General features: G+C 34.9%; 19 protein-coding genes and 2 tRNA genes. 4 read left to right on the top strand and 17 right to left on the bottom strand.

Annotated elements, in window-relative coordinates:
- Positions 1-363: 363 nt before the first annotated feature.
- The 3 genes from H4O20_RS07595 to H4O20_RS07585 form a co-directional block, all read right to left on the bottom strand.
- A tRNA-His gene (locus H4O20_RS07595) sits at positions 364-439 on the bottom strand.
- 110 nt (positions 440-549) lie between these two features.
- Complete coding sequence (gene bshB1 / locus H4O20_RS07590) at positions 550-1,266, bottom strand: bacillithiol biosynthesis deacetylase BshB1 (protein WP_185098810.1); 717 nt, start codon at positions 1,264-1,266, stop codon at positions 550-552.
- Between the two features lie 5 nt (positions 1,267-1,271).
- Positions 1,272-2,426: a PLP-dependent aspartate aminotransferase family protein gene (locus tag H4O20_RS07585; protein WP_185098809.1), complete on the bottom strand. Its 1,155-nt coding sequence runs from the start codon at positions 2,424-2,426 to the stop codon at positions 1,272-1,274.
- Between the two features lie 196 nt (positions 2,427-2,622).
- Between H4O20_RS07585 and hutI the strand changes: the two genes are divergently transcribed.
- Together hutI and H4O20_RS07575 are read left to right on the top strand one after the other, a co-directional pair.
- A complete protein-coding gene (hutI, locus tag H4O20_RS07580; RefSeq protein ID WP_185098808.1) occupies positions 2,623-3,861 on the top strand; it encodes an imidazolonepropionase in 1,239 nt (412 codons plus the stop codon).
- A complete protein-coding gene (locus H4O20_RS07575; protein ID WP_185098807.1) occupies positions 3,858-4,859 on the top strand; it encodes a formimidoylglutamase in 1,002 nt (333 codons plus the stop codon). The genes hutI and H4O20_RS07575 overlap by 4 nt, the downstream gene beginning before the upstream one ends.
- 86 nt (positions 4,860-4,945) lie before the next feature.
- Here H4O20_RS07575 and H4O20_RS07570 read toward each other — a convergent pair whose 3' ends face one another.
- From H4O20_RS07570 to H4O20_RS07520, 11 genes are all read right to left on the bottom strand, one after another.
- Complete coding sequence (locus H4O20_RS07570; protein WP_185098806.1) at positions 4,946-5,320, bottom strand: hypothetical protein; 375 nt, start codon at positions 5,318-5,320, stop codon at positions 4,946-4,948.
- A gap of 72 nt (positions 5,321-5,392) precedes the next feature.
- A complete protein-coding gene (gene ettA, locus H4O20_RS07565; RefSeq protein ID WP_185098805.1) occupies positions 5,393-7,084 on the bottom strand; it encodes an energy-dependent translational throttle protein EttA in 1,692 nt (563 codons plus the stop codon).
- A 127-nt stretch (positions 7,085-7,211) separates the two neighbouring features.
- Positions 7,212-7,688, bottom strand: a complete 477-nt coding sequence (locus H4O20_RS07560; RefSeq protein WP_185098804.1) for a DinB family protein — start codon at positions 7,686-7,688, stop codon at positions 7,212-7,214.
- 67 nt (positions 7,689-7,755) lie between these two features.
- Positions 7,756-7,938 (bottom strand): CAL67264 family membrane protein, encoded by a 183-nt coding sequence (locus H4O20_RS07555; RefSeq protein ID WP_139855646.1) that lies wholly within the window; start codon positions 7,936-7,938, stop codon positions 7,756-7,758.
- 254 nt (positions 7,939-8,192) lie between these two features.
- The gene (locus tag H4O20_RS07550; RefSeq protein ID WP_185098803.1) at positions 8,193-9,074 is read right to left on the bottom strand and encodes a hypothetical protein; all 882 of its coding nucleotides are present in this window, start codon (positions 9,072-9,074) and stop codon (positions 8,193-8,195) included.
- A gap of 53 nt (positions 9,075-9,127) precedes the next feature.
- The gene (locus H4O20_RS07545; protein ID WP_185098802.1) at positions 9,128-10,000 is read right to left on the bottom strand and encodes a DUF4412 domain-containing protein; all 873 of its coding nucleotides are present in this window, start codon (positions 9,998-10,000) and stop codon (positions 9,128-9,130) included.
- Positions 10,001-10,216: 216 nt separating this feature from the next.
- On the bottom strand, positions 10,217-11,410 hold the full coding sequence (locus H4O20_RS07540) for a DegT/DnrJ/EryC1/StrS aminotransferase family protein (protein ID WP_185098801.1): 1,194 nt from the start codon (positions 11,408-11,410) through the stop codon (positions 10,217-10,219).
- Positions 11,411-11,547: 137 nt separating this feature from the next.
- Positions 11,548-12,186: an NAD(P)H-dependent oxidoreductase gene (locus H4O20_RS07535; RefSeq protein ID WP_185098800.1), complete on the bottom strand. Its 639-nt coding sequence runs from the start codon at positions 12,184-12,186 to the stop codon at positions 11,548-11,550.
- A 139-nt stretch (positions 12,187-12,325) separates the two neighbouring features.
- The gene (locus H4O20_RS07530; RefSeq protein ID WP_185098799.1) at positions 12,326-13,561 is read right to left on the bottom strand and encodes a hypothetical protein; all 1,236 of its coding nucleotides are present in this window, start codon (positions 13,559-13,561) and stop codon (positions 12,326-12,328) included.
- Between the two features lie 28 nt (positions 13,562-13,589).
- Complete coding sequence (locus H4O20_RS07525; protein WP_185098798.1) at positions 13,590-13,727, bottom strand: hypothetical protein; 138 nt, start codon at positions 13,725-13,727, stop codon at positions 13,590-13,592.
- A 114-nt stretch (positions 13,728-13,841) separates the two neighbouring features.
- A complete protein-coding gene (locus tag H4O20_RS07520) occupies positions 13,842-17,732 on the bottom strand; it encodes a two-component regulator propeller domain-containing protein (RefSeq protein ID WP_185098797.1) in 3,891 nt (1,296 codons plus the stop codon).
- 215 nt (positions 17,733-17,947) lie between these two features.
- Between H4O20_RS07520 and H4O20_RS07515 the strand changes: the two genes are divergently transcribed.
- Positions 17,948-18,032: transfer RNA gene (locus tag H4O20_RS07515), tRNA-Ser, on the top strand.
- 118 nt (positions 18,033-18,150) lie between these two features.
- Here the strand turns inward: H4O20_RS07515 and H4O20_RS07510 are convergent.
- Positions 18,151-18,531 (bottom strand): transposase, encoded by a 381-nt coding sequence (locus tag H4O20_RS07510; RefSeq protein WP_368856695.1) that lies wholly within the window; start codon positions 18,529-18,531, stop codon positions 18,151-18,153.
- Between the two features lie 22 nt (positions 18,532-18,553).
- Between H4O20_RS07510 and H4O20_RS07505 the strand changes: the two genes are divergently transcribed.
- Complete coding sequence (locus H4O20_RS07505) at positions 18,554-18,880, top strand: hypothetical protein (RefSeq protein ID WP_185098796.1); 327 nt, start codon at positions 18,554-18,556, stop codon at positions 18,878-18,880.
- Between the two features lie 147 nt (positions 18,881-19,027).
- Here H4O20_RS07505 and H4O20_RS07500 read toward each other — a convergent pair whose 3' ends face one another.
- Together H4O20_RS07500 and H4O20_RS07495 are read right to left on the bottom strand one after the other, a co-directional pair.
- Positions 19,028-20,767: an efflux RND transporter periplasmic adaptor subunit gene (locus H4O20_RS07500; RefSeq protein ID WP_185098795.1), complete on the bottom strand. Its 1,740-nt coding sequence runs from the start codon at positions 20,765-20,767 to the stop codon at positions 19,028-19,030.
- 13 nt (positions 20,768-20,780) lie between these two features.
- Complete coding sequence (locus tag H4O20_RS07495) at positions 20,781-21,263, bottom strand: DUF305 domain-containing protein (RefSeq protein WP_185098794.1); 483 nt, start codon at positions 21,261-21,263, stop codon at positions 20,781-20,783.
- Position 21,264 lies beyond the last annotated feature (1 nt).

Genomic DNA, 21,264 nt, shown 5'->3' with positions numbered 1-21,264 from the left:
GCTTCGTACCGAGCAGAAAAAACTTGTAATGGGGGAGATATGCTTTGAATAGAGCCGAAAACTCATCTAAAACTACAAATCTACATCTCTAGCAGTTTTAAGAGGAGAAAGCCACAAGTTCATTTGGAGAGTTGCGGATTTGAGATAAAATCGCGCGGCAGCGACTTAAACTTCTCAACCTAAATCTTATTCAAAAAAACTCTAAAAACAAAAAAAGTCCTCCTGTTTAGGAAGACTTTGTCTTTTGGGTGGAAGACCGGTTTCCCTTCGACTCCGCTCAGGGTAAACTTCTCAACCTAAATCTTATTCAAAAAAACTCTTAAAACAAAAAAAGTCCTCCTGTTAAGGAAGACTTTGTCTTTTGGGTGGAAGACCGGTTTCGAACCGGCGACCTCTTGAACCACAATCAAGCGCTCTAACCAGCTGAGCTACAACCACCATTTTATGTGCTTTAAAACACAACGCTGTTAAGCGGTTGCAAATATAAATCAATTCTTGTTGTTTTACAACATCAAAACATAAAAATTTGAAATCTTCTTTAAAAAAGAATTAAATCAAATCAAAAATAGAATCAACAGCGGGAAATCTTTCTACCGTAAACCCCTCAGCATGCTCAGCTCCAATAAGTCGCCCTAAATCTTGAGCTCTGTACGTTATACTATCTCTAAAATTTGTAGATGTTATTGGGGTTTCAGGTTCGTTAGCATCTTCTTGGTGAAACTGACTTTTATAAGCAAAAACAGTTTCTAATTTTTTATCCAAGAAACCAGTTACATCTACCACAAAATCAGGTTCAATATTTTTCCATTGTATGTAGTGATAAACAAACTTTGGTCGCCAAGGTTTTTGAACCTGCCCTTCATAAATAGTTTCGATTTTCTGTAAACCACTTAAAAAACATGCATCACTAGCCAACTTACTACCTTTTCCATGATCTATATGTCTATCATCAATGGCATTACACAAAACCACTTCTGGTTGATACTTCCTAATTATTTTTATAATCTCCAACTGCGATGCTTTATCATTTACAAAAAAACCATCAGCAAGTCCTAAGTTATGCCTAAAGGTTGCTCCCAAAATTTTGGCAGCATCTGCAGCCTCTTGATCCCGAATTTCTGCCGTTCCACGAGTTCCTAATTCGCCACGAGTTAAATCTAACAAACCTACCTTTTTCCCTTTGTGTATTTCTTTAGCTAAGGTCGCCGCGCATCCCAATTCTACATCATCGGGATGTGCGCCAATAGCAAGGATATCAATCTTCATATAAATTATTTTTTTATTTTCTTAAAAGCACTTTCTATATCATTTTTTAAATCTGCTACCTCCTCTATTCCTACCGAGAAACGCAGTAAACCATCACTTATGCCCTGCTCTTTTCTAGCCTCAGGAGACAACAATCCATGAGAAGTTTTAGCTGGGGAAAGAATTGTAGATTCCACTCCTGCTAGACTCATAGATGGTTTTATCAACCTTAAACTCTTCAGAAATTCACTAACATTTAAGGATTGATTAATTTCAAAAGAGAGCATCCCAGTATAACCTCTCATTTGCTTTTTAGCAAGCTTATAATCTGGATGGGTTTTTAGACCTGGATAATATACTTTATCTACTAAAGGGTGTTTATCCAGCCACTTAGCCATTTTTTTGGCGTTTTTATTTTGGGCTTTTACACGCAATCCCATGGTTTTCATACTGCGCTCCAAAAGCCAAACTGTATAATCGCTAAGGCTACCACCTAAGTTTTTACCGAGGTTCCAAATTACTTTTATATGCGCTTCGCTTGCTGCTACTACACCGGCACAAATATCACTGTGACCACCCATATATTTTGTGGCACTGTGAATCATTATATCAATTCCGAAATCGGCTGGAGTTTGATTTACTGGTGAAGCAAATGTATTGTCTATCATAGAAATAATTCCGTGCTCTTTAGCTAGTTTGGAAATCATTTCTAAATCGGTTATCCGCATCAATGGGTTGGATGGTGTTTCAACAAATATCACTTTTGTATTCTTCTGAATTTTCTCTGAAAAATCCTTTTTTGAAAACCCTTCAGCAAAAGAATATTCTATTCCAAATTTATGAAACTCTTCAACAACAAAATTATAGGTCCCTCCATATAAAGTTTGAGGTAACACTACATGGTCGCCTTGGTGAAGGAATGCCAGCATTGTTGTACTAACTGCAGCCATTCCACTTCCGAAGATAAGTGCTGCTTCACATTTTTCCAACATCGCAATTTTCTTGCAAAGTGCCTCTTGATTGGGTGTATTAAAATATCGCGGATATCGCTTTATCTCAACGTCTTCAAAAGCATAGCTACTCGACATATACAGTGGCGAAATAGCTCCTTTAAACTGTTTATCCTCTACTTCACCTATATGCGTACAAATGGAGTTGAGCCCTAATTTTTCAGATTTCATAGTTTAGTAATTCAGAAACTTTAAAGATATAAATTACAAAGAAGAAATTTCAGAATAATAAAACCTATTTCCAAGAGGCGATATATGCTCAAATATCATCGCTGCTCGGTTATCTACAATTTATGTATTTGCTGCTTCTCTTATAGAATATACTTTCTTTATCTTTATAAAAAATTACAAGAATTAATATTAAACAATGAAATTACTACTCACTAACATAAAAGAATTACTCCAAGTACGTGAAAACTCTCCTTTAAAATTAAGTGGAAAAGAGATGAAAGATCTCCCTACACTTAAAAATGCTTGGGTGTTTTTAAACAATGGGAAGATTGAAGACTACGGTACTATGGACAATCTGAAAGAATATGAAGGTTTTAAACCCCTAGACTGTTCAGGTAAAATGGTGCTTCCGGCTTGGTGCGACAGTCATAGCCATTTGGTTTATGCTGGAAATAGAGAACAAGAATTTGTAGATAGAATTAATGGTCTTACGTATCAAGAAATAGCCGAAAAAGGAGGTGGGATTGTAAATAGTGCGAAAAAACTTCAAGAAACTTCTGAAGAAGAATTATACAATCAATCGGCAACTCGTTTAGAGGAAATAATGAGTTTAGGTACTGGCTCTTTAGAAATTAAAAGTGGGTACGGACTTACTACAGAAGCTGAAATGAAAATGCTTCGTGTAGCTAAAAAACTTTCTGAGAATTATCCAATAACTATCAAAACTACATTCTTAGGTGCGCATGCAATTCCTACAGAATACAAGGGAAACAAAGATGGATATATGGATTTATTGTGTAACGAAATGCTTCCAAAAGTAGCTGAAAAAGGTCTTGCCGAATATGTAGATATCTTTTGTGAGGAAGGTTATTTCTCAGTTGCAGATATGGAGCGTTTACTCGAAGAAGGAAAAAAATACAACCTAATTCCAAAAGTACACGTTAATCAATTTAATAGTATTGGCGGAATTGAATCGGCAGTAAAACACAAAGCATTAAGTGTAGATCATTTAGAAGTAATGACGGATGAAGATATAGACGCTTTAAAAAACAGTGATACCATGCCAGTGGCGCTTCCTTCTTGTTCATATTTTTTAAGTATCCCGTATGCACCTGGAAGAAAAATGATTGACGCAGGGCTTCCTTTAGCGCTTGCAACCGATTACAACCCTGGTTCTACGCCAAGTGGAAACATGAATTTTGTGGTGGCAACCGCTTGTATTAAAATGCGACTAACTCCAGAGGAAGCTATTAATGCTGCTACAATCAATGGAGCATATGCAATGGGCTTAAGTGATACTCATGGAAGTATTACAAAAGGAAAAGCGGCAAACCTCATCATTACAAAGCCAATTCCATCTTATGGTTATTTGCCTTATGCATTCGGAAGCAATATGATTGATGCTGTTATAATTAATGGTAAGGAAGTAAAATGAATTTAATTAAAATTTACTCCGAAAAAGATGCCGCTCCTTATATCAATAAGCGCGCTGGTGAAACTAAATTTGGTGAAAAAGTTGGTTTCGTTGATTCTCTTGAAAGCTTAAAGAATCATTCGTCTAATTACGTTTTACTAGGTATCCCTGAGGATATTGGCGTTCGTGCAAATTATGGGAATCCAGGAACTTCAAAGGCTTGGAACACTGCATTAGGGAGTATTTTAAATATTCAGCACAATCACTTAACAAATGCTGAGAATGTTATTCTTTTAGGGGAAATAGACTGCGACACTCAGATGAAGCAGGCAGAAAATATTTCAAAAGCAGATAAACATTATGCCGAAAAACTTGGTGAACTTGTATTTCAAATAGACCATAAAGTAGCCGAAGTTGTAAAAGCAATAGTTGCAGCTGGAAAATTCCCGATAATTATAGGTGGAGGCCACAATAATAGTTACGGAAATATAAAAGGAACTTCTGAAGGATTAAAAAAACCTATAAACTGTATAAATTTTGATGCACATACAGATTTTCGTGCCTTAGAACACCGCCACAGTGGCAACGGATTTTCTTATGCTTTTGAAGAAGGGTTTTTAAGCAAGTATTTTATATTCGGGCTTCATAGAAACTACACTTCTGAAGTCGTATTTGCTTCGATGAAAAACAATCCTGAGAAAGTGAAATTTAATCTTTTTGAGGATATAGCAATTAATCAAAACAAAAGCTTTTCTGAAGCATTAGCCGAAAGTGAAAACTTCTGTAGTAATGATAATTTTGGGATTGAATTGGATATGGATGCTATTGAAATAATGGGAAGTAGTGCAATTACACCAAGTGGTTTTTCAGTAACGCAAGCGCGACAATTCGTCTCCTATTTCGCTAAAAACAAAAACGCGAGCTATGTTCATCTTTGCGAAGGTGCTCCTTCTGCTGGGGTTGCACCAAACCAAGTTGGAAAGGCTATCGCTTATTTAGTAAGCGATGTGATTTCTTAATCCGTTTTAAAAGATAATACAATAAAAAAGTCTGTTAGAACGAATACTTTGCAAATGCTTGTATTTTAGTTCTAACAGACAATAATTTATTTTTTCTCACAAACTACACCCCAAATTGGCAAGGCGGGTTTTGAGGAGTTTATCTTTACTTTATCGTCGCTTATAACGGTAAAGTGTGAAGCATCACCGTACTGAGCGTCAAAAATTGCAGCTAGCGAAAACTTTGGTTTTACAAAATTTAAAGTCTTCCATTTTCCATCAGATGTGTAAGTTCCCTTTTCAGAAATTACCACAGGTTTGTCGTTTGAACCAGGCTGCGGAATACTTTTAAAGTCGAATAAAAAGGTGTTGTTCTCATAGAGTTTTAAAGATACTGAAGCCACGCCGTTACCTAAACTTTTGTAAGATACAACTTCACTTTTCCCTAATACAATTTCCTTAGCGGCCTTAGACGATTTCATAGCGGTATTTTTAGATCCACAGGATGAAATCGTTACTATTAAACCAAGCGCAATAAAATATTTCCACATAATTTATCTAATTAGTTTTTTGTATTTAATACGTTTCGGCATCAAGTCGCCGCCTAAGCGTTTCTTTTTATTCTCTTCATATTCACTAAAGCCTCCTTCGAAATAATACACTTCACTATTACCTTCAAAAGCTAAAATGTGAGTACAAATTCTATCTAAAAACCAACGGTCGTGGCTAATTACTACAGCACAGCCAGCAAAGTTTTCTAAACCTTCCTCTAACGCTCGTAAGGTGTTAACATCTAAGTCGTTTGTTGGCTCATCAAGCAGGAGAACGTTTCCTTCTTCTTTTAACGTCATAGCTAAATGAAGTCGGTTTCTTTCTCCACCAGAAAGCATAGATACTTTTTTGTTTTGCTCGCTACCACTGAAGTTAAAACGACTTAAATAAGCTCTAGAGTTTACTTGTCGGCCACCCATCATAATAAGCTCTTGCCCATCGCTGAAGTTCTCCCAAATGGTTTTTTCAGGGTCTATATTAGAGTGTGTTTGATCTACGTAAGCAATTTTAGCAGTTTCACCCACTTCAAAAGTTCCTTTGTCTGGGGTTTCTTCCCCCATAATCATCTTAAAAATGGTTGTTTTACCTGCTCCGTTAGGACCGATAATACCTACAATCCCTGCCTGTGGTAATTTAAAGTTTAATTTTTCGTAAAGCAGTTTATCGCCAAATGCCTTGGAAACATCTTTCGCTTCAATAACATTTGTTCCTAATCTTGGACCATTAGGGATGTAGATTTCTAACTTCTCATCCAATTGCTTTTGATCTTGACTTAAAAGCTTGTCGTAATTCTGTAAACGTGCCTTTTGTTTTGTTTGGCGACCTTTAGCTCCTTGACGAACCCACTCCAACTCACGTTCAAGCGTTTTTTGACGTTTTCCAGCTTGCTTTTGCTCTAGTGCTAATCGCTTCGATTTTTGATCTAACCAAGATGAGTAATTTCCTTTCCAAGGAATCCCTTCACCTCTATCTAGTTCTAAAATCCATCCAGCAACGTTATCTAGGAAGTAACGGTCGTGAGTAACGGCAATTACAGTTCCTTTATATTCTGCTAAATGATGCTCTAACCAATGAACACTCTCTGCATCCAAGTGGTTGGTAGGCTCATCGAGTAATAGCACATCTGGTTCTCTAAGAAGCAACCTACACAATGCTACACGACGTCTTTCACCTCCTGATAGTACACTAATAAGCTTATCTGGCTCTGGAGTACGTAGCGCATCCATTGCTATTTCTAATTTGGTATCGAGTTCCCAAGCGTTAGTCGCGTCAATTTTATCTTGAAGCTTTGCTTGTTTATTCATCAACTCCTCCATCTTATCAGGATTCTCATACACTTCAGGAAGCCCGAACATGTCGTTAATCTTATTGTACTCATCAAGCACGTCAACAACTTCTTGCACTCCTTCCTTTACAACTTCAAGCACAGTTTTAGATTCGTCTAGTTTTGGCTCTTGTTCTAAGTACCCTACTGTATATCCAGGAGCGAAAACCACATCGCCTTGATAGTTTTTTTCTTCTCCTGCAATAATGCGAAGCAATGTAGATTTACCACTTCCGTTTAAACCAAGAATACCAATTTTGGCACCGTAGAAGAAACTTAGATATATATTTTTAAGTACAGGAGTCTGGGCACTTTGATAGGTCTTTGTTAACCCAGACATCGAGAAGATTACTTTTTTATCGTCAGACATAATTATTGATTGTAATTTATTATTTATTGTTGAGATTACTCTCTATTATTTTTTTTGTCGCAAGCGCTATAAATGTGATTTTTAAGCACTGAAATTGATTTATTTAAAACTAGAAACTAATAACCATTTAATGAAGATTCAGAAGTCTTAATACAATTAGCATTTGTCCAGTGTGATACGCAGTGTGTTCAATTACGAGGAGCAATTCGCGTAGCAGTGTTTGTTCTCCTTTTCCATTTTTGACTGCTTTGGTTAGTTGATTTTTCTCATCTAAAAGGAAGTTTTTTAAACGTTCGCGGTCTGTAATATATTCAGCTTTTAGTGTTTCCCATTCTTCAGCATTCTTACATATTTTTTCTTTGGGCCAATAAAAATCTGGCCATTTTGGTGTGATGTAGTCATCAGAACAGGTGAACTTTACAATGTCTTTTTGAGTAAAAACAATATGAAAAAACAATTCATAAAAAGAGTAAGGCAAATTGGCTGGACGAGTATTGATATCTTCAAAAGAAATTTTATCCAACATTTCCATCACGGGCATAAAGGCCTCTCCACCGTATAGATGCTTTGAAAGTCTTTCTCGTATTAGTTTTTCTTCAGACATAACATTAAACCGAAAACAATAAAAAATTTATATAAATTAAACTTTTTACTGATTACAAATTGCTTTTTTAAACTCTCCCTTTTAATGCGTTAAAAACCCAAGCAATAGCAAAAAAGCCGATACCTACTGAAGCGAAGCCCCAACCAGCAATATCATCGTACCGAAAGGCACCTAAGCCAATAAGAACTAAACCTACTACAATCATTATAAATGTGGCCCATGCCAATACAGTGTTTTTGTTCATTCCCATAGTTTGTTAATTAGAGTTTTTAAATTTTGGGTAAAAACAAATATCGGGAATATTCCATAGATAATCGTTAACAAAATGTTGTAAGTTGAATAGAGAAAATTGAGAAGTTACATTCCTCCCCTATTTTGAAGTATTACATGCTGAAAATCTACGAGTTAATACGAGTTAAAGCGTATCAATAATTTGAAGTTTTTATCCGCACCTAGCAATGCTATACAACTGAAGATTTTATATTCAATAAAAACAGAATTTAATTAATATGAATTTTTTCTGAAGAAATATTCGGCTTCTAAAGGTTTATTAGGGATTCTAGTATGTTCGTGTTTTTTGAACCAAGATACATCCAAGCCTCTTTCGTGTTCTAGATTATATCTACCTATTACTTCAGTTTTTACATAATTCCAACCTGGTTTAAAATTTAAATTGTAAACAACAGTTGTTTCTGCATCAATAGTGTTTGTACCATCTCTTCTCGCTTTTACAGTAGTAGTTTCATTTCCTTTCATCGCAGCTTTTTCATCAACATAAACCAAGTAAACAAGGTATCCCTCATCCCCTTGTGTTAAATTGCTTTGATTCGTTAGATTATAAGTAGTTCGCACCGAATTACCCATAGTTAAATTACCTATAGCATTGCCATTCTTGAGAACCTGAAATGATGTATTTGAGAAATAACCAGTATTTCCATTTTCATAATTAAAATTTGAAATATCAGTAATGTCGAAAAAAACAAGGTTTCCCAGATTATCTAATTTTCGTTCTGTTTTTAATTCTGAGGGTAAATTAATATTAACTTCTCCTGAAGCATTGATAGTCCCCACTTTTATGGTTTTAGGATGCATATCATTTCCTTTGATTTTGAATAACATAACTAATTCTACCGCTCCTTCTTGCCAATTATCGAAGGAGTTGTTTTTACTCATAATAGTATTTTTCCAATACCAATCTTCTTGAGATTCTTTAATTTTCGAATCCCTTTTATTTTCGTTATCCTGAGTTTTATTGTTACTGTTTATTGCTTTCTCAGTGTTTGTATGGGTATCGTGATTTACACTTGTATTAATATCAGAACTTTTACTGTCTTTACAGCTAGTGAGATATATTAAAGCGAGAAATATTATTGCGATTGATTTCATAATATTAATTTCAATGATTAACTATTTGTCTTGATTTTAACTTTACAAGATGGTTACAATCCGCGATATTCGTTTCTATTAATAGTAAATTGATGTTTTTCTATAGCAGTACACAGTATATGCATATCATCTCTGTTTTTTGAGTTTGAAGTAAACTCCATCTCCATAATCGTTGAGTTCTCATCAAATGGAATGTCTATAGTATTTTTGTCGTCACCTATGGCATTAACACTAGCTAGCATTCCTAAAAAACCAATTGGAGCTTCATTTGTAATATAAATCTTACTTGTACCCTCCTCCTGTTTTACCAAATATCCTTTACATTTATACCCTAAAATGGTCTTGCCTTCAATTGGGATATACTTCATACCATCACCTTTACTATTACTGCCTTTTTGATTAATCATTTCTTGCATTTCTTCTTGTAAGGGCATATTCATCTTCATTGCCATTTTTTGTCCATTACTATTCATAAAAGTTATCATAGCTTGATTTTCTATATCGTAAACAATAACACTATTGTTTTGACCTGCTACTCCAGTTCCGAAGTAACTCGCATTAGGTGCAGCAAAATATTTTAAATTAGAAGTGTTTCCGTCTGAGGTTATTTTCATATCTAATGAATACTGAAAGTTATAACTATCAGGAATTCCATCCATATTACCTCCGATTATATTCGGATTTCTGGTTTTCTTTTTAGTTTTGGATTTCTTAGGAGTTTTTTTCGTTTTTTTTTCTTTATCACCTTCAATTACCCCATCAATAGTTTTATTTGTTTGCTTTGAAACTTCTCTATCTGTTCTATTTAATACAGTTCGCTCTGCAGTGCTTTCAGCCCTTTTAGCTATTTTATCTAATATTTGAGCCTGAATATTGGTTCCTATTAAAAGGAAGACAAATGCTATAATTATGTTTTTAGTTTTCATAAGTAATGTTTAAATCATTCTACATCACTAAGCTAAAGACATACATGTTAAGTCATTATCACACATGTTTCAAAAGTTCAAAGAAATGTGTCATTTTCCGAAAACACCTGAAGTAGAAGCAAATTATTGCTTTCCCATTGGGAATTTGAAGTATATAAAAACAAAAAAGTCGTCTAAAACAACATTAGACGACCTTTAATAAATAGTGACGAAAATCTATAAAACTGAGATAATCGCTTGTTTCATTGCTTCAGCTCTTTTTTGAACCTCTTTTTCAGTCCAGCCAATTTTAATCAATGAAGAAATTGTACGGCTCATCACTGCATGACTTTTGGAAAAATCGGTATTGTTTAAGTCTTGCATTTGGTTTTTCACTTCCGAAGAAAGGTTGCCTAAGCTCTTTTGATTTCTTAGGTGTTCCCAACCATTTATGTAATGCCAATTATTGGTATACCAATAAAAACAAGCATCGACACCAGCATCAGAAAGTGCTTTATGGGATTTTTTCGTTAAATCTTCATTCGGCAGGAAAAAACTCAAAAAAGAATAATTTTCTTCTCCACCTTCAGGCACTTTTCTAAAAGTCACGCCTTCGATAGACTCTAAAGCTTCGCGAAGTATTCTGTAGTTTTCCTTCTGAGTATTTAATATTCCATCTAATTTGTCGAGCTGTGCCAAACCGACTGCCGCATTCAATTCGGATATTCTAAAATTGTATCCTAGAAAGGGATGCGATTCTGCTCCACGGTCGTTACCAACGTGATCGTGGCCATGGTCTTGATAATGATCTGCGTTTTTTGCGTATTCTTTATTATTTGTGATAATTGCACCGCCTTCCCCACAGGTAATAGTTTTTACATAATCGAAAGAAAAGCATCCTAAATCACCATAGCTACCTAGGGGTTTTCCTTCATAAGTACCACCTAAAGCTTGGCAGGCGTCTTCGAGGAGAATTAAATTGTGTTTATCGCAAATTGCTTTTAAGGTTCTTAAGTCTGCCATAGAACCGCACATATGCACAGGCATAACGCACTTTGTTTTTTCAGTAATTGCAGCCTCTACAGCTTTGGGATCAAGCGTTAAAGTTTCATCGATATCTACCAAAATAGGAACAGCGCCCAGCGCTAAAATAGATTCAAAACTTGCTACAAAAGTAAATGTTGGCATGATTACCTCATCCCCAGCACCAATTCCAGCTGAAGCCAAAGCTACAGTTAAAGCCGCTGTTCCGCTAGAAACTAATTGACAGAATTCTGCGTCCATTCTTTTTGCGAAAAGAGATTCAAATTCTTTGGCTTTCCAATGATTGTTTCGCATTCCGTCAAATCCATAGCGCATTAAAACACCTGTTTCCAATACATCATTTACTTGTTTGCGCTCTTCAGCGCCAAAAATTTCAAATCCTGGCATGTTTTATATTTATAATAATTAATATTTTTTGAAAAAGTTTAAAGGGGTAATTGACTTAGTATTTCAACTGTAAACTTACCCTTCATATTCTATTTGGTCATAGTTTCCCGATCCCTTTGACTTTATTCAAGCTAAATTTATTTGAACTCTATCGTTAATTCATCAACTCCACGACGCACTTTTTTAAGATTTATAAAAAAATCAGACTCATCGCGATATCCAATTGGCAATACAATTACAGATTCTAACCCTTGTTTGTCAAGACCTAGTAAAGCATCGTATTTTTTTGATTCAAACCCTTCCATTGGGCAGGCGTCTATTTTCTCGACGGCACACACCGTTAGTAGTGCTCCTAGTGTTAAATAGAGTTGGTTGACCATCCAATCCTTTATTTCTGAACTATCTTTTTCTGTAAACGAATCGATTAGGTTTTTTTCAAAAGGTTCTAAAATAGTCCGTGGAGTTTTTCGCAAGCCTTCTACTCTTTTAAAATGGTCTATAATAAACTCTTCATTTATACTTTTTTCAATGCATAAAATTAAAACGTGAGAAGCATCGCGTACCTGAGGCTGATTATATGTAATCGGCATTAACTGCTTCTTAATATCGGAGTTACTAACAACTACCAATTTTAAAGGTTGCAAGCCAAAAGAAGTTGCAGTAAGATTAAATGCCTCTTTTAAAACATTTAGTTTTTCTTCAGTTAATGTTTTAGAAGGGTCAAATTTTTTTGTTGCGTAACGCCACTGCAATTTTTCAATAGTAGTAGAAGTCATTTAAAAAATGAATTAATATTAAATGCAAAAATAGCGATAAAAATTTTGAACTTTTATCGCTATTATTCCCCCACATTTTATAGTTACTCTTCTGAAAATTCGTAATGAGCTAATTCATTATTCATATTTAAACTTAAATTTAATCTTCTGTGGTAACTACGAAAGTATAAGGTGAGCTCCAATGTTCAGGATTAAGTTCATCGTCTGCAACAACACTTGGAACTCCTTGACCAACTAAGCGATGTCCTTCTAAAAGATATTCACCCGGTTGTAAAATATTTCTAGATTGTATATAATACGTACTTCCAGGGGCATGTAGTTCACCCGATATGGCTTCACTATCTACAGATATAGTAGATACACCTCCATTATTATTTTTTTGGAAAATCCTAAAATGCATATGAATATCACTAGGGCATTCATTCAACGTTAATCGTAATTTAGTCGCTTCATTAAGGGTTATTTTGTACCAATCATAGGTGGATGGATCATAAATACCCAAACCGCCATTAGTGTGTCCAGCTACTCCAGAGGCTGATATTGTTTCGTTTTTTGGAACAGCCTTTGCTTGTTCAAAGGAATTATTAGGCTCATAGCAGTCGATTATACTTTCATAAGACCAACTTACGGTATATTGCCAAGGATATTGGTCACTAGGTGCATTTTCACAATCTGTAGTTTCACCAGAAAATAAGGTGCCTGGCTGACCAATAACTCTATAGGTTCTAATTTGGGTGCCATTATTTCCAGTTTTTAATGCGCTAGAAAGCTCATCACCAGCGAAAAGATTAAAACACGGCACAACAGGTGCATCCGTCTGAACTGTAATGGCTGCAATACCGCCATTTACATCATGGCTTGGAATAGACATAATCGAAAAAGCATCAATTTCATTAATTTCCTCCCATTCACCCTGAAAGTTACCGTTAAAGATTGTAGGGTCATATGGAAGACAGTCATTAGCTTCAGTATCAATAATTTGTCGCACCCATTTTTGTACATTACCCGACCCGCTATTTCCAACTGAAATACGAAGGGTGTCATCTACGCCTAATTTCATAGTAGCATCATAATAATTATTATCACTTCCCAATTCCTTATAATCGTAAGTGTTATTTTGTTTTGCTACTATTGTTTTCCATTTTATATCTCCTGTGTTAAAAGTTGAACTAGCTGGGTTTACAACCGTACCTGTATTATCTACAACATTTACTAACATTCCGTTATATTCAGGATTATTGCCTCCTACTCTATACCAATCTCCTTGAATGTTATCTAAAGTATATTGTGGCGGCGCTGTATCTTCATTATCAGAGGAACAACTCACTAAAAGTGACAGAAACAGCAAACAGATAATTTTCATTGAATTTTTCATAATTTTTTTAATTTAGTTAATAGTGATTTTAGATTTTTTGAAATTTTATACTTTTAATTACTTTGTTTTTATTGAGGATTTTTAACACATAACTCCCCACTTTCAGATGATCGATACTCATATATACTTCATCAACTTTTTTATCATCTTGAATGGGAGTTTTCATATAATGTGGTTTTCTTAACCAAAGCTAAGGTGAATTAAAAGTGTACCATAGAAGGTATGTACCAAAACATAATACTTATGTTTCAACAGCAAGAATTACACGGTTAAATATTAGTTATGAGATATTTGAGAGATACTCGTTCGGTGTGCAGTTATACATTTCTCTAAAACATTTACTGAAATAAGAAGGGGTATTAAATCCAACCTGATAAGCAATTTCTGAAATCGTCGCGTCGGATTCTTTAAGCAGACCAATGGCCAATTTTAATCGTTGCGAGCGAATAAATTCACTTGCAGACATTCCCGTAATAGCCTTAAGTTTTCGATGAAGCTGGGTGCGACTCATAAGCATAAGTTCACCAAACTGATTGCTGGTAAATTCGGGATTAGTAATATGTTCGTCAAGAACTGTTTTTAAGCGGTTTAAGAAATCACTTTCGGCCGAGGTAATAGCCAATTCTGGATTTATACTCAGGGTTTTACTGAAGTGTTTTTGAAGTTGCCTTCTGTTTTCAATGAGCTTTTCAACTCTTAATTTTAGTTTCTCACTGTTGAATGGCTTAGTAACGTAGGCATCGGCCCCAGTTTTTATACCCTCAATTTCGTTTTCTTCGCCCACTTTGGCCGTGAGAAGTATTATTGGGATATGACTAGTAAGCTCATTTGCTTTAAGAGAATTGCAAAGCTCTATCCCACCAACTTCAGGCATCATAATATCGCTAATAATTAAATCTGGAACTTTTGATAGTGCCTTTTCTATTCCTAACTGTCCATTTTCAGATTCAATAATGCGATAGTCATTTTTAAATATAGAAACTATAAATGTGCGAATATCCGCTTCATCTTCTACAATTAGCAATAACGGTTTATCTTTTTCTGAAACTTTAATTGAAGGTTTTAAAGGGGTTTCGCTGTTTGCCATTTCATCCGTCGAAATAATTTCATCGTCGCTAAAAGATTCTTTATTAATAGGAAGAGATACGGTAAATTGAATCTTATCATCGTCTATGTTATTAGCGATAATACTTCCTTTAGACAGTGTAACCAATTCTCTAACTAATGCAAGACCAACCCCCACTCCTTCCGAAAGTTTATTGTCTTGATAAAATCGGCGAAAGAGTTTGCTTAAGTCTTTTTTTCCAACAGATTCACTTTTATTAATTATGGATAGCACCAAACTTTTATCCTGCCTACTTACCTCAAACAAAATTTTACTTTCTTGAGGCGCGTATTTTATAGCATTAGAAAGCAAGTTGGATATAATCTTTTCTATCACATCCTTATCATACCACACACACTCCAAACTTTGAATTTTACTAGAAATTGTAATGTTCTTTTCTGAAGCTTTATATTGAAAAGCACTGATTAACTGTTTTAGCAATATGGAAAGATTTCCTTGCTTTACTGCTAGTTTTCGTTGTCCAGAGTCTATCATCGACAAATCGAGCATCTGTTCTACCAAACTCAACAATCTATCGGCATTCTGTTTTACAAGTGAAAGCTCCATTTTATCAGTTTTTGAAATCTTAGGTTTCGAAAGTTGGTTTTCTATCGGACCAGAGATAAGTGTTAATGGCGTTCGGAACTCGTGTGAAATGTTTGTGTAAAGTTTTGTCCTAAATTCCTCAAGCTTTTTCAAGCGCTCGGTTTCCTCATGTTCTAATCGCAGCTGGTTTTTTATTTCCCATCGCCATTTTAAATATCTGTATAGGTAAAATCCAAATAGTAAAAACAAGAATATATAGATAGCTTTCGCCAAAATGGTTCCATACCAAGGTTTCAAAATTGTAAAGGAGTACGTTTTTGGGGTAGTATTCCAAACTCCATCATAATTACTCGAAATAACTTGAAACTCGTAATCATTGGGCGGCAAGTTGGTGTAATGCGCTATATTGCTATTACCAGAAAATATCCAATCTTCATCGTTGTTTAAAAGTCGATACTTAAACTGATTGCGCTCAGGTTGTGAAAAATGAAGTGACGAAAATGTAAAGGTAACTGTGTTTTCGCTGTGTTTTAAATTCAAATCTGGTGAAAGTGCTCGGTTTTTATTAAACACCTGAATACCTGTAATAACAGTTTTTGGCTTAATCGGGTTAAAGGTTAGCTGACTCGGATTAAACCAATTTAATCCCTGCAAACCTCCGAAATACAAGATTCCATTTTCATCCTTATAATAAGCGCCAGTATTGAATTCAAATGCCTGCAAGCCATCATAATTACTGTAGTTTTCAATCACTGAAATTGTATTACCATCAAATTTCAACTTTGAAATTCCTTTATTACTACTCACCCATAAATACCCTTCTTCATCGGGAAGAATACCATAAACTACATTGTTTGGCAGTCCCTCTTTTGTTGTGAGATTCAGAATAGTTTCATCTTCAGGATGGTAGATTTTTAAACCATCACCATTGGTGCCAACAAAAAGATACGTTCCATCAAAATAAAGCGACTTTATATAACTGTTTAAAGATTCAATTTTTGCTAACTCTTTTGTCACTTTATTTAATCTAAACAGACCGTCATCTTCGGTGCCTATCCAAAGATATTTGTGGCCTCCACTTTCCACGGTTCGAATATTGTTTGTAGTGATGTATGAATTATCAATTGTGAATTGATTGAGAACTCCTAAATCTTTATCAAACTTAATAAGTCCGTGATCGCGTGTAGCTAGCCAGATAGCTCCCTTTTCATCTTTGTAAATTTTCCAGATGGTATAGGAAGCTGTTTCCTTAAACGAAGTAAAATTTCCCTCGGAATCCAACAATTGTAATCCTTCCGATTGATGACCTATCCACAATTGACCATCGTCATAGAAAAGACTCATAATTCTATCACCTAAAAGTCCAGAATCTTTAGATCTGTAAGTGAAATAATCTTGCTTATCGATATTTAATCGAGTTAAGCCCTTTCCTGAAGTTCCAACCCAAAGGTTATTTTTATCATCTTTACTTATAGCTCTGATTACATCTACATTCACGTTAAGCGGAATCTGGTCGTTAGTGAGTACGTTAAACTTCACCAAATACTCATCATAATAACTCAAACCTGTACCATCTGTACCTAACCAAATTGCGCCTGTATTGTCTTCATACAAACACAAAACATCATTATAATGCAATGCATAAGGATTGTTCTTGTTTTCGGTAAAATTTTGAATAGTCTCATTTTCAAAATTCACTAAATAGGCACCTTGACCATAAGTAGCTATCCACAACTGATTTTTCTTGTCTATTAAAAGATCCTGAATAATTAAATTTCCTGGAAGTTTATAATCCTTAAACCCGAGAAACCTACTCGGTAAACTTGTGTTTTGCTGTTTTATAAAAAGTCCTTTTCCGTAACTCCCTATATAAAGAGTTTTGTTGGTGGATTGAGCGAGTGCACTAAAGTTTGTAGCAAGAAGAATTTCTTGAAATTTATAGGTATCATTTTTTATTTCGAAATAGCCGTTTGCAGTAGTTGCTAAGATAGTTTGATTGTCCGTTTGCAGAAAATCGTAAATAGTATGTCGAGCATCATTTGAATTTAAAAACTGAAGGGTGTCTTTTGTTTGTCTATTAATTTTATAAATACCATTTTCAAAAGTCCCTAAGTAATAGTTATCTGAAGTATCTTGAATAAGCGTGCTAATATTTTCGAGGCTGGGTATGATTTGAAAACTATCGGTCTCAGAGTTATACTTTTCTAAATTTCCAGAATTAGAAGTTATCCAAATATCTCCGTTTCTTGCAACGTAAATTTTCCCTAATTTACTATAGGTTGCACGAGTAACATCTTCAAATTGAATATCGTAATGAGTAAAGTCGCGTCCATCGTATTTGTTAAGTCCGTCTTGAGTTGCAAACCATATATACCCTGTACTGTCTTGTGCTATACTTACCACACTATTTTGCGATAAACCTTGTTCTACGGTAAGTTCTCTAAAGGCTACTTGCTTTTTACTCTGCGAAAAGACAAAGTTTGTCAAGAATAATGTGACAATTAGCGTAAAAATCTTCATTTGGTATAATTAGTTCCTTAAAGTTAGTGAAAAATTTACTGCGTTTATGTTTATGCAAGATTCTTATTTTCAAATTGTTGCAAAGTCTTTTATTTCGCTGCATTAGTTAACTAAAATTTTAACAAATAAAAACTTTAAAAAATGAATAGGATATTTAAAAAAGCTTTTTATATTTGCAGTCTCGTAAGCAAAACGCTTATGAAACGCATACCACAGGAGAAATGGCAGAGTGGTCGAATGCGGCAGTCTTGAAAACTGTTGAGGGTCACACCTCCGGGGGTTCGAATCCCTCTTTCTCCGCAAAAAGCCCCGTAAACTCAGTGTTTACGGGGCTTTGTTTTTTAGGGGGCATAATTAGAGGCATAATACTTTCTTCATATACTTTGGATCAATAACGGATCAAGAACAATTGTTGTGTTTATGCAAAAATCCTTGTTAATCTATACAGAAAGAATTCTACGTTTTTCACTCCTCTAAATTGTGCCCTAAATGCTTTTATCTTTGCATTGAATGATTCTGCTGCTGCATTTGTACTTCTGTTTATAAAATAGTTTAAGATTGATCTATAATTTAGTGTTATCGTGTTTGCTATAGTATTGAACGCTCTAAAGCCTGTGTTTTCTACATCTTTGTACCAATGGGCCAGTTTTGTATAAGCTGTTTCTATGGATGTTGCCGTGTTGAATATATTTCTAAGCCCTTGGACCAAGTCAAAGGCAATTTTTATATCAGGGTATTGACTGAATAATATCTTACTTCTGTGGCATTGGTTATCAGTCCAGTTAGATGGGGGTATCACCTACGAACATCTTGGTGAAAAATTGATTGAAGGTAGAAATTATGACATCGTAAAAATTACATTCGATTTAAATGGTAAACCAGCCACTGATATTTATCAACTTTATATAAATAAGGAAACATCACTAGTGGACCAGTTTCTCTTTACTGTAGCAGATTTTAACGTAATGGAGACACCTTATTTAATGAAACTTGAATATGAAGAGATAGATGGTATTCTATTGCCTACAAAGCGAAAATACAAGAAATCCAATTGGAACGCTGAGGTAACTGAGGAGCCTTGGATTCTAGTTACTTGGTCTGATATTAAATTCAATAACGGCCTTACTAAAAAGGATTTTAAAAAGTAGCTGCACGCTACTTGTAACATAAACTTTTTATAGATTTAGTTCTTTTTTTTTTGTGAGAGCTAAGTTTATAAATAAATATAATGAGGGACGCAATTAATAAAAAAGCGTCCCTCGTTTTATTTTACAAGATGATTAAAAAGTAACACCTCACTCTATCTCTTCCGAAACCTCTCCGCACCTCAGCATACTGGCTCCATAGTACGGGTTCAAGATACCTTCTTCAGTACTTAGCCAAAATGCACCTTTATCGTTATTAACCATCGGACAAAAATCAACATATACTTTTTGATTTATACCGAAGGTTTTTACTGCGTTTATTAAATAGTTCGATAATTTTTCAAAATTATCTCGTTGCTCTTTAATATCAGAAGTTTTAGAGATTGCTTCTGCAGCAGTTTGAAGCTCCTTTTCCAATTCCATCCAATGACTGTGGCCTGGCTCTTCATTTAAAAGCTTCATATCAACTTTTTGTATGCTTTTAAGTAAATCTGAAGCCGCTGTTTTAGGTTTTTCTGAATCATCATTTACCAAGGCTTTTTCAATTACCATATAGTCATCAAAAACTGCTTTTAACTGTTTTTGAAATTCTGAAGATACTTTTTGTCTTCCGATATCGGCTATTTTTTTTGAAGTATCCTCCTGAGTGTGATCCTGTGAATTCATCATACTCTTTTTCCCTTGAAGTTGTGCTGCCGCATCTACGGTAAATGTACCATTAACAACTACCTCTTCTCCATTTTTAAGTCCATCGGTAATTATATAGTTCTCACCATTTTTTACGCCCAAGCTTACTTCTCGCATTTCGAAAATTGGTTCGTTAGGATTTGTTTTCACATAAACTAATGATCTATTTCCCGTCCAAAGTACCGCTGTAGCAGGAACGCTAATAGTCGTTTCATTCCCTACATTTTTTGGAAGATTTACTTTAGAAGTAACAAACATTCCAGGTTTAAACAAGCCTTCTCTATTATTTAAAGTTGCTCTTACAGAAACAGTTCTAGATTGAGTATTTAAAATTGGGTCGATAAAAGATACCGTAGCTTCAAACTCTTTGTTTGGATAAGCATTAGTGGTTACTGTAATTTTCTGACCTTCTTTTAATTGAGAAATCTGGTTTTCGTAAGCATCAAACATAGCCCAAACTGTACCTAAATCACTTACTCTTACAATTGGTTGCCCCTGCTTAACATAGTCGCCTTCTTCCGCCAATTTTTCTGAAACTGTTCCAGAAACCGTTGCGTAAATAGGGAAGTTATCACGTACTTTTCCTGATGTTTCAATCTGATTGATTTGAGCTTCTGACAGCTTCCACAATTTTAATTTATTTCGAACTGCTTTATACAATGTAGGTTGCGATTCTTTCATTGAGGCTGCTGTTAAAAGCTCTTGCTGAGCAGCAACTAAGGATGGAGCGTAAATTGTTGCCAACAACTGACCTCTATTCACTTTTTCACCCGTAAAATTTACGTTTAATCGCTCTATTCTTCCTTCAAAATAACTTGCTTGTACTGCATTAGCTTCTTCATTAGGCATAATTTTCCCAGAAAGAGACATACTATTTTCGTCTTCATCCACAGCATTCCCCATTTTTACAGTTTGAATATTTGCCAATGCCATAGCGTTTTTGGTCATTCTTATTTCGTTTAATGAAAGCCCTTCAGCTCCCGATTCTGCGGGAATTAAATCCATCCCACAAATTGGGCAGTCTCCAGGTTCGGGTTGCATAATTTGAGGGTGCATAGAGCAAGTCCACATTTCGTTAGCTGCAGATTCCCCTGAATGTTCGTGACCACCTGTTGTAGATTTAGCATCTCCACCAAATAATAGAAAGCCACCTAAAAGCCCAACAATTAAGGCTATCGCTATATAAATAATATTTTTATTCATCTGATTCTTTATTTTACTTATTGTTTTCTAATCGTTTAATCATAGCTTTCATTTCGGCTATTTCCTTTTCTTGGGCTTTTATAATATCGTTTGCGAGTTTTTTTACCTCCGGATCTTTTATATCCGCTCTTTCACTAGTTAAAATAGCGATAGAATGATGTGGAATCATTGCTCTAAGCCATAATACATCGCCAACAATAGGACTTTGAGCTCTAACCAAGCCAAGAGCAGATACAAACAGAACTAAACTCCCCAATAGTATTGCAATGTTCTTTTTCTTGTTTTTATACATTTTTCGCATAAAAAACCACATAATTACCGCCATAGTTGAAATACCTAAGCAAGACATATAAAATCTTGTAATACTAAAATACACGTGGTCTATCTGGTAAGTATTCAAATACATAGTGATGTACATAGCTATAAAAGAAGCAGCGAGCATCAAAATGAATTTTGTGTAATTGTTGGTTTCTGAATGTTGCTTTGAGTTTTTCATA

It is taken from the genome of Aequorivita sp. 609, from assembly GCF_014212065.1.
GTDB lineage: Bacteria > Bacteroidota > Bacteroidia > Flavobacteriales > Flavobacteriaceae > Aequorivita > Aequorivita sinensis.
This window is presented reverse-complemented; position numbering and strand designations above follow the sequence as displayed.

Bases quoted from the DNA above. Each gene is read 5' to 3' on its own strand.
- bshB1 (WP_185098810.1), bottom strand. From the start codon at position 1,266: ATGAAGATTGATATCCTTGCTATTGGCGCACATCCCGATGATGTAGAA.
- H4O20_RS07585 (WP_185098809.1), bottom strand. From the start codon at position 2,426: ATGAAATCTGAAAAATTAGGGCTCAACTCCATTTGTACGCATATAGGT.
- hutI (WP_185098808.1), top strand. From the start codon at position 2,623: ATGAAATTACTACTCACTAACATAAAAGAATTACTCCAAGTACGTGAA.
- H4O20_RS07575 (WP_185098807.1), top strand. From the start codon at position 3,858: ATGAATTTAATTAAAATTTACTCCGAAAAAGATGCCGCTCCTTATATC.
- H4O20_RS07570 (WP_185098806.1), bottom strand. From the start codon at position 5,320: ATGAAATCGTCTAAGGCCGCTAAGGAAATTGTATTAGGGAAAAGTGAA.
- ettA (WP_185098805.1), bottom strand. From the start codon at position 7,084: ATGTCTGACGATAAAAAAGTAATCTTCTCGATGTCTGGGTTAACAAAG.
- H4O20_RS07560 (WP_185098804.1), bottom strand. From the start codon at position 7,688: ATGTCTGAAGAAAAACTAATACGAGAAAGACTTTCAAAGCATCTATAC.
- H4O20_RS07555 (WP_139855646.1), bottom strand. From the start codon at position 7,938: ATGGGAATGAACAAAAACACTGTATTGGCATGGGCCACATTTATAATG.
- H4O20_RS07550 (WP_185098803.1), bottom strand. From the start codon at position 9,074: ATGAAATCAATCGCAATAATATTTCTCGCTTTAATATATCTCACTAGC.
- H4O20_RS07545 (WP_185098802.1), bottom strand. From the start codon at position 10,000: ATGAAAACTAAAAACATAATTATAGCATTTGTCTTCCTTTTAATAGGA.
- H4O20_RS07540 (WP_185098801.1), bottom strand. From the start codon at position 11,410: ATGCCAGGATTTGAAATTTTTGGCGCTGAAGAGCGCAAACAAGTAAAT.
- H4O20_RS07535 (WP_185098800.1), bottom strand. From the start codon at position 12,186: ATGACTTCTACTACTATTGAAAAATTGCAGTGGCGTTACGCAACAAAA.
- H4O20_RS07530 (WP_185098799.1), bottom strand. From the start codon at position 13,561: ATGAAAAATTCAATGAAAATTATCTGTTTGCTGTTTCTGTCACTTTTA.
- H4O20_RS07525 (WP_185098798.1), bottom strand. From the start codon at position 13,727: ATGAAAACTCCCATTCAAGATGATAAAAAAGTTGATGAAGTATATATG.
- H4O20_RS07520 (WP_185098797.1), bottom strand. From the start codon at position 17,732: ATGAAGATTTTTACGCTAATTGTCACATTATTCTTGACAAACTTTGTC.
- H4O20_RS07500 (WP_185098795.1), bottom strand. From the start codon at position 20,767: ATGAATAAAAATATTATTTATATAGCGATAGCCTTAATTGTTGGGCTT.
- H4O20_RS07495 (WP_185098794.1), bottom strand. From the start codon at position 21,263: ATGAAAAACTCAAAGCAACATTCAGAAACCAACAATTACACAAAATTC.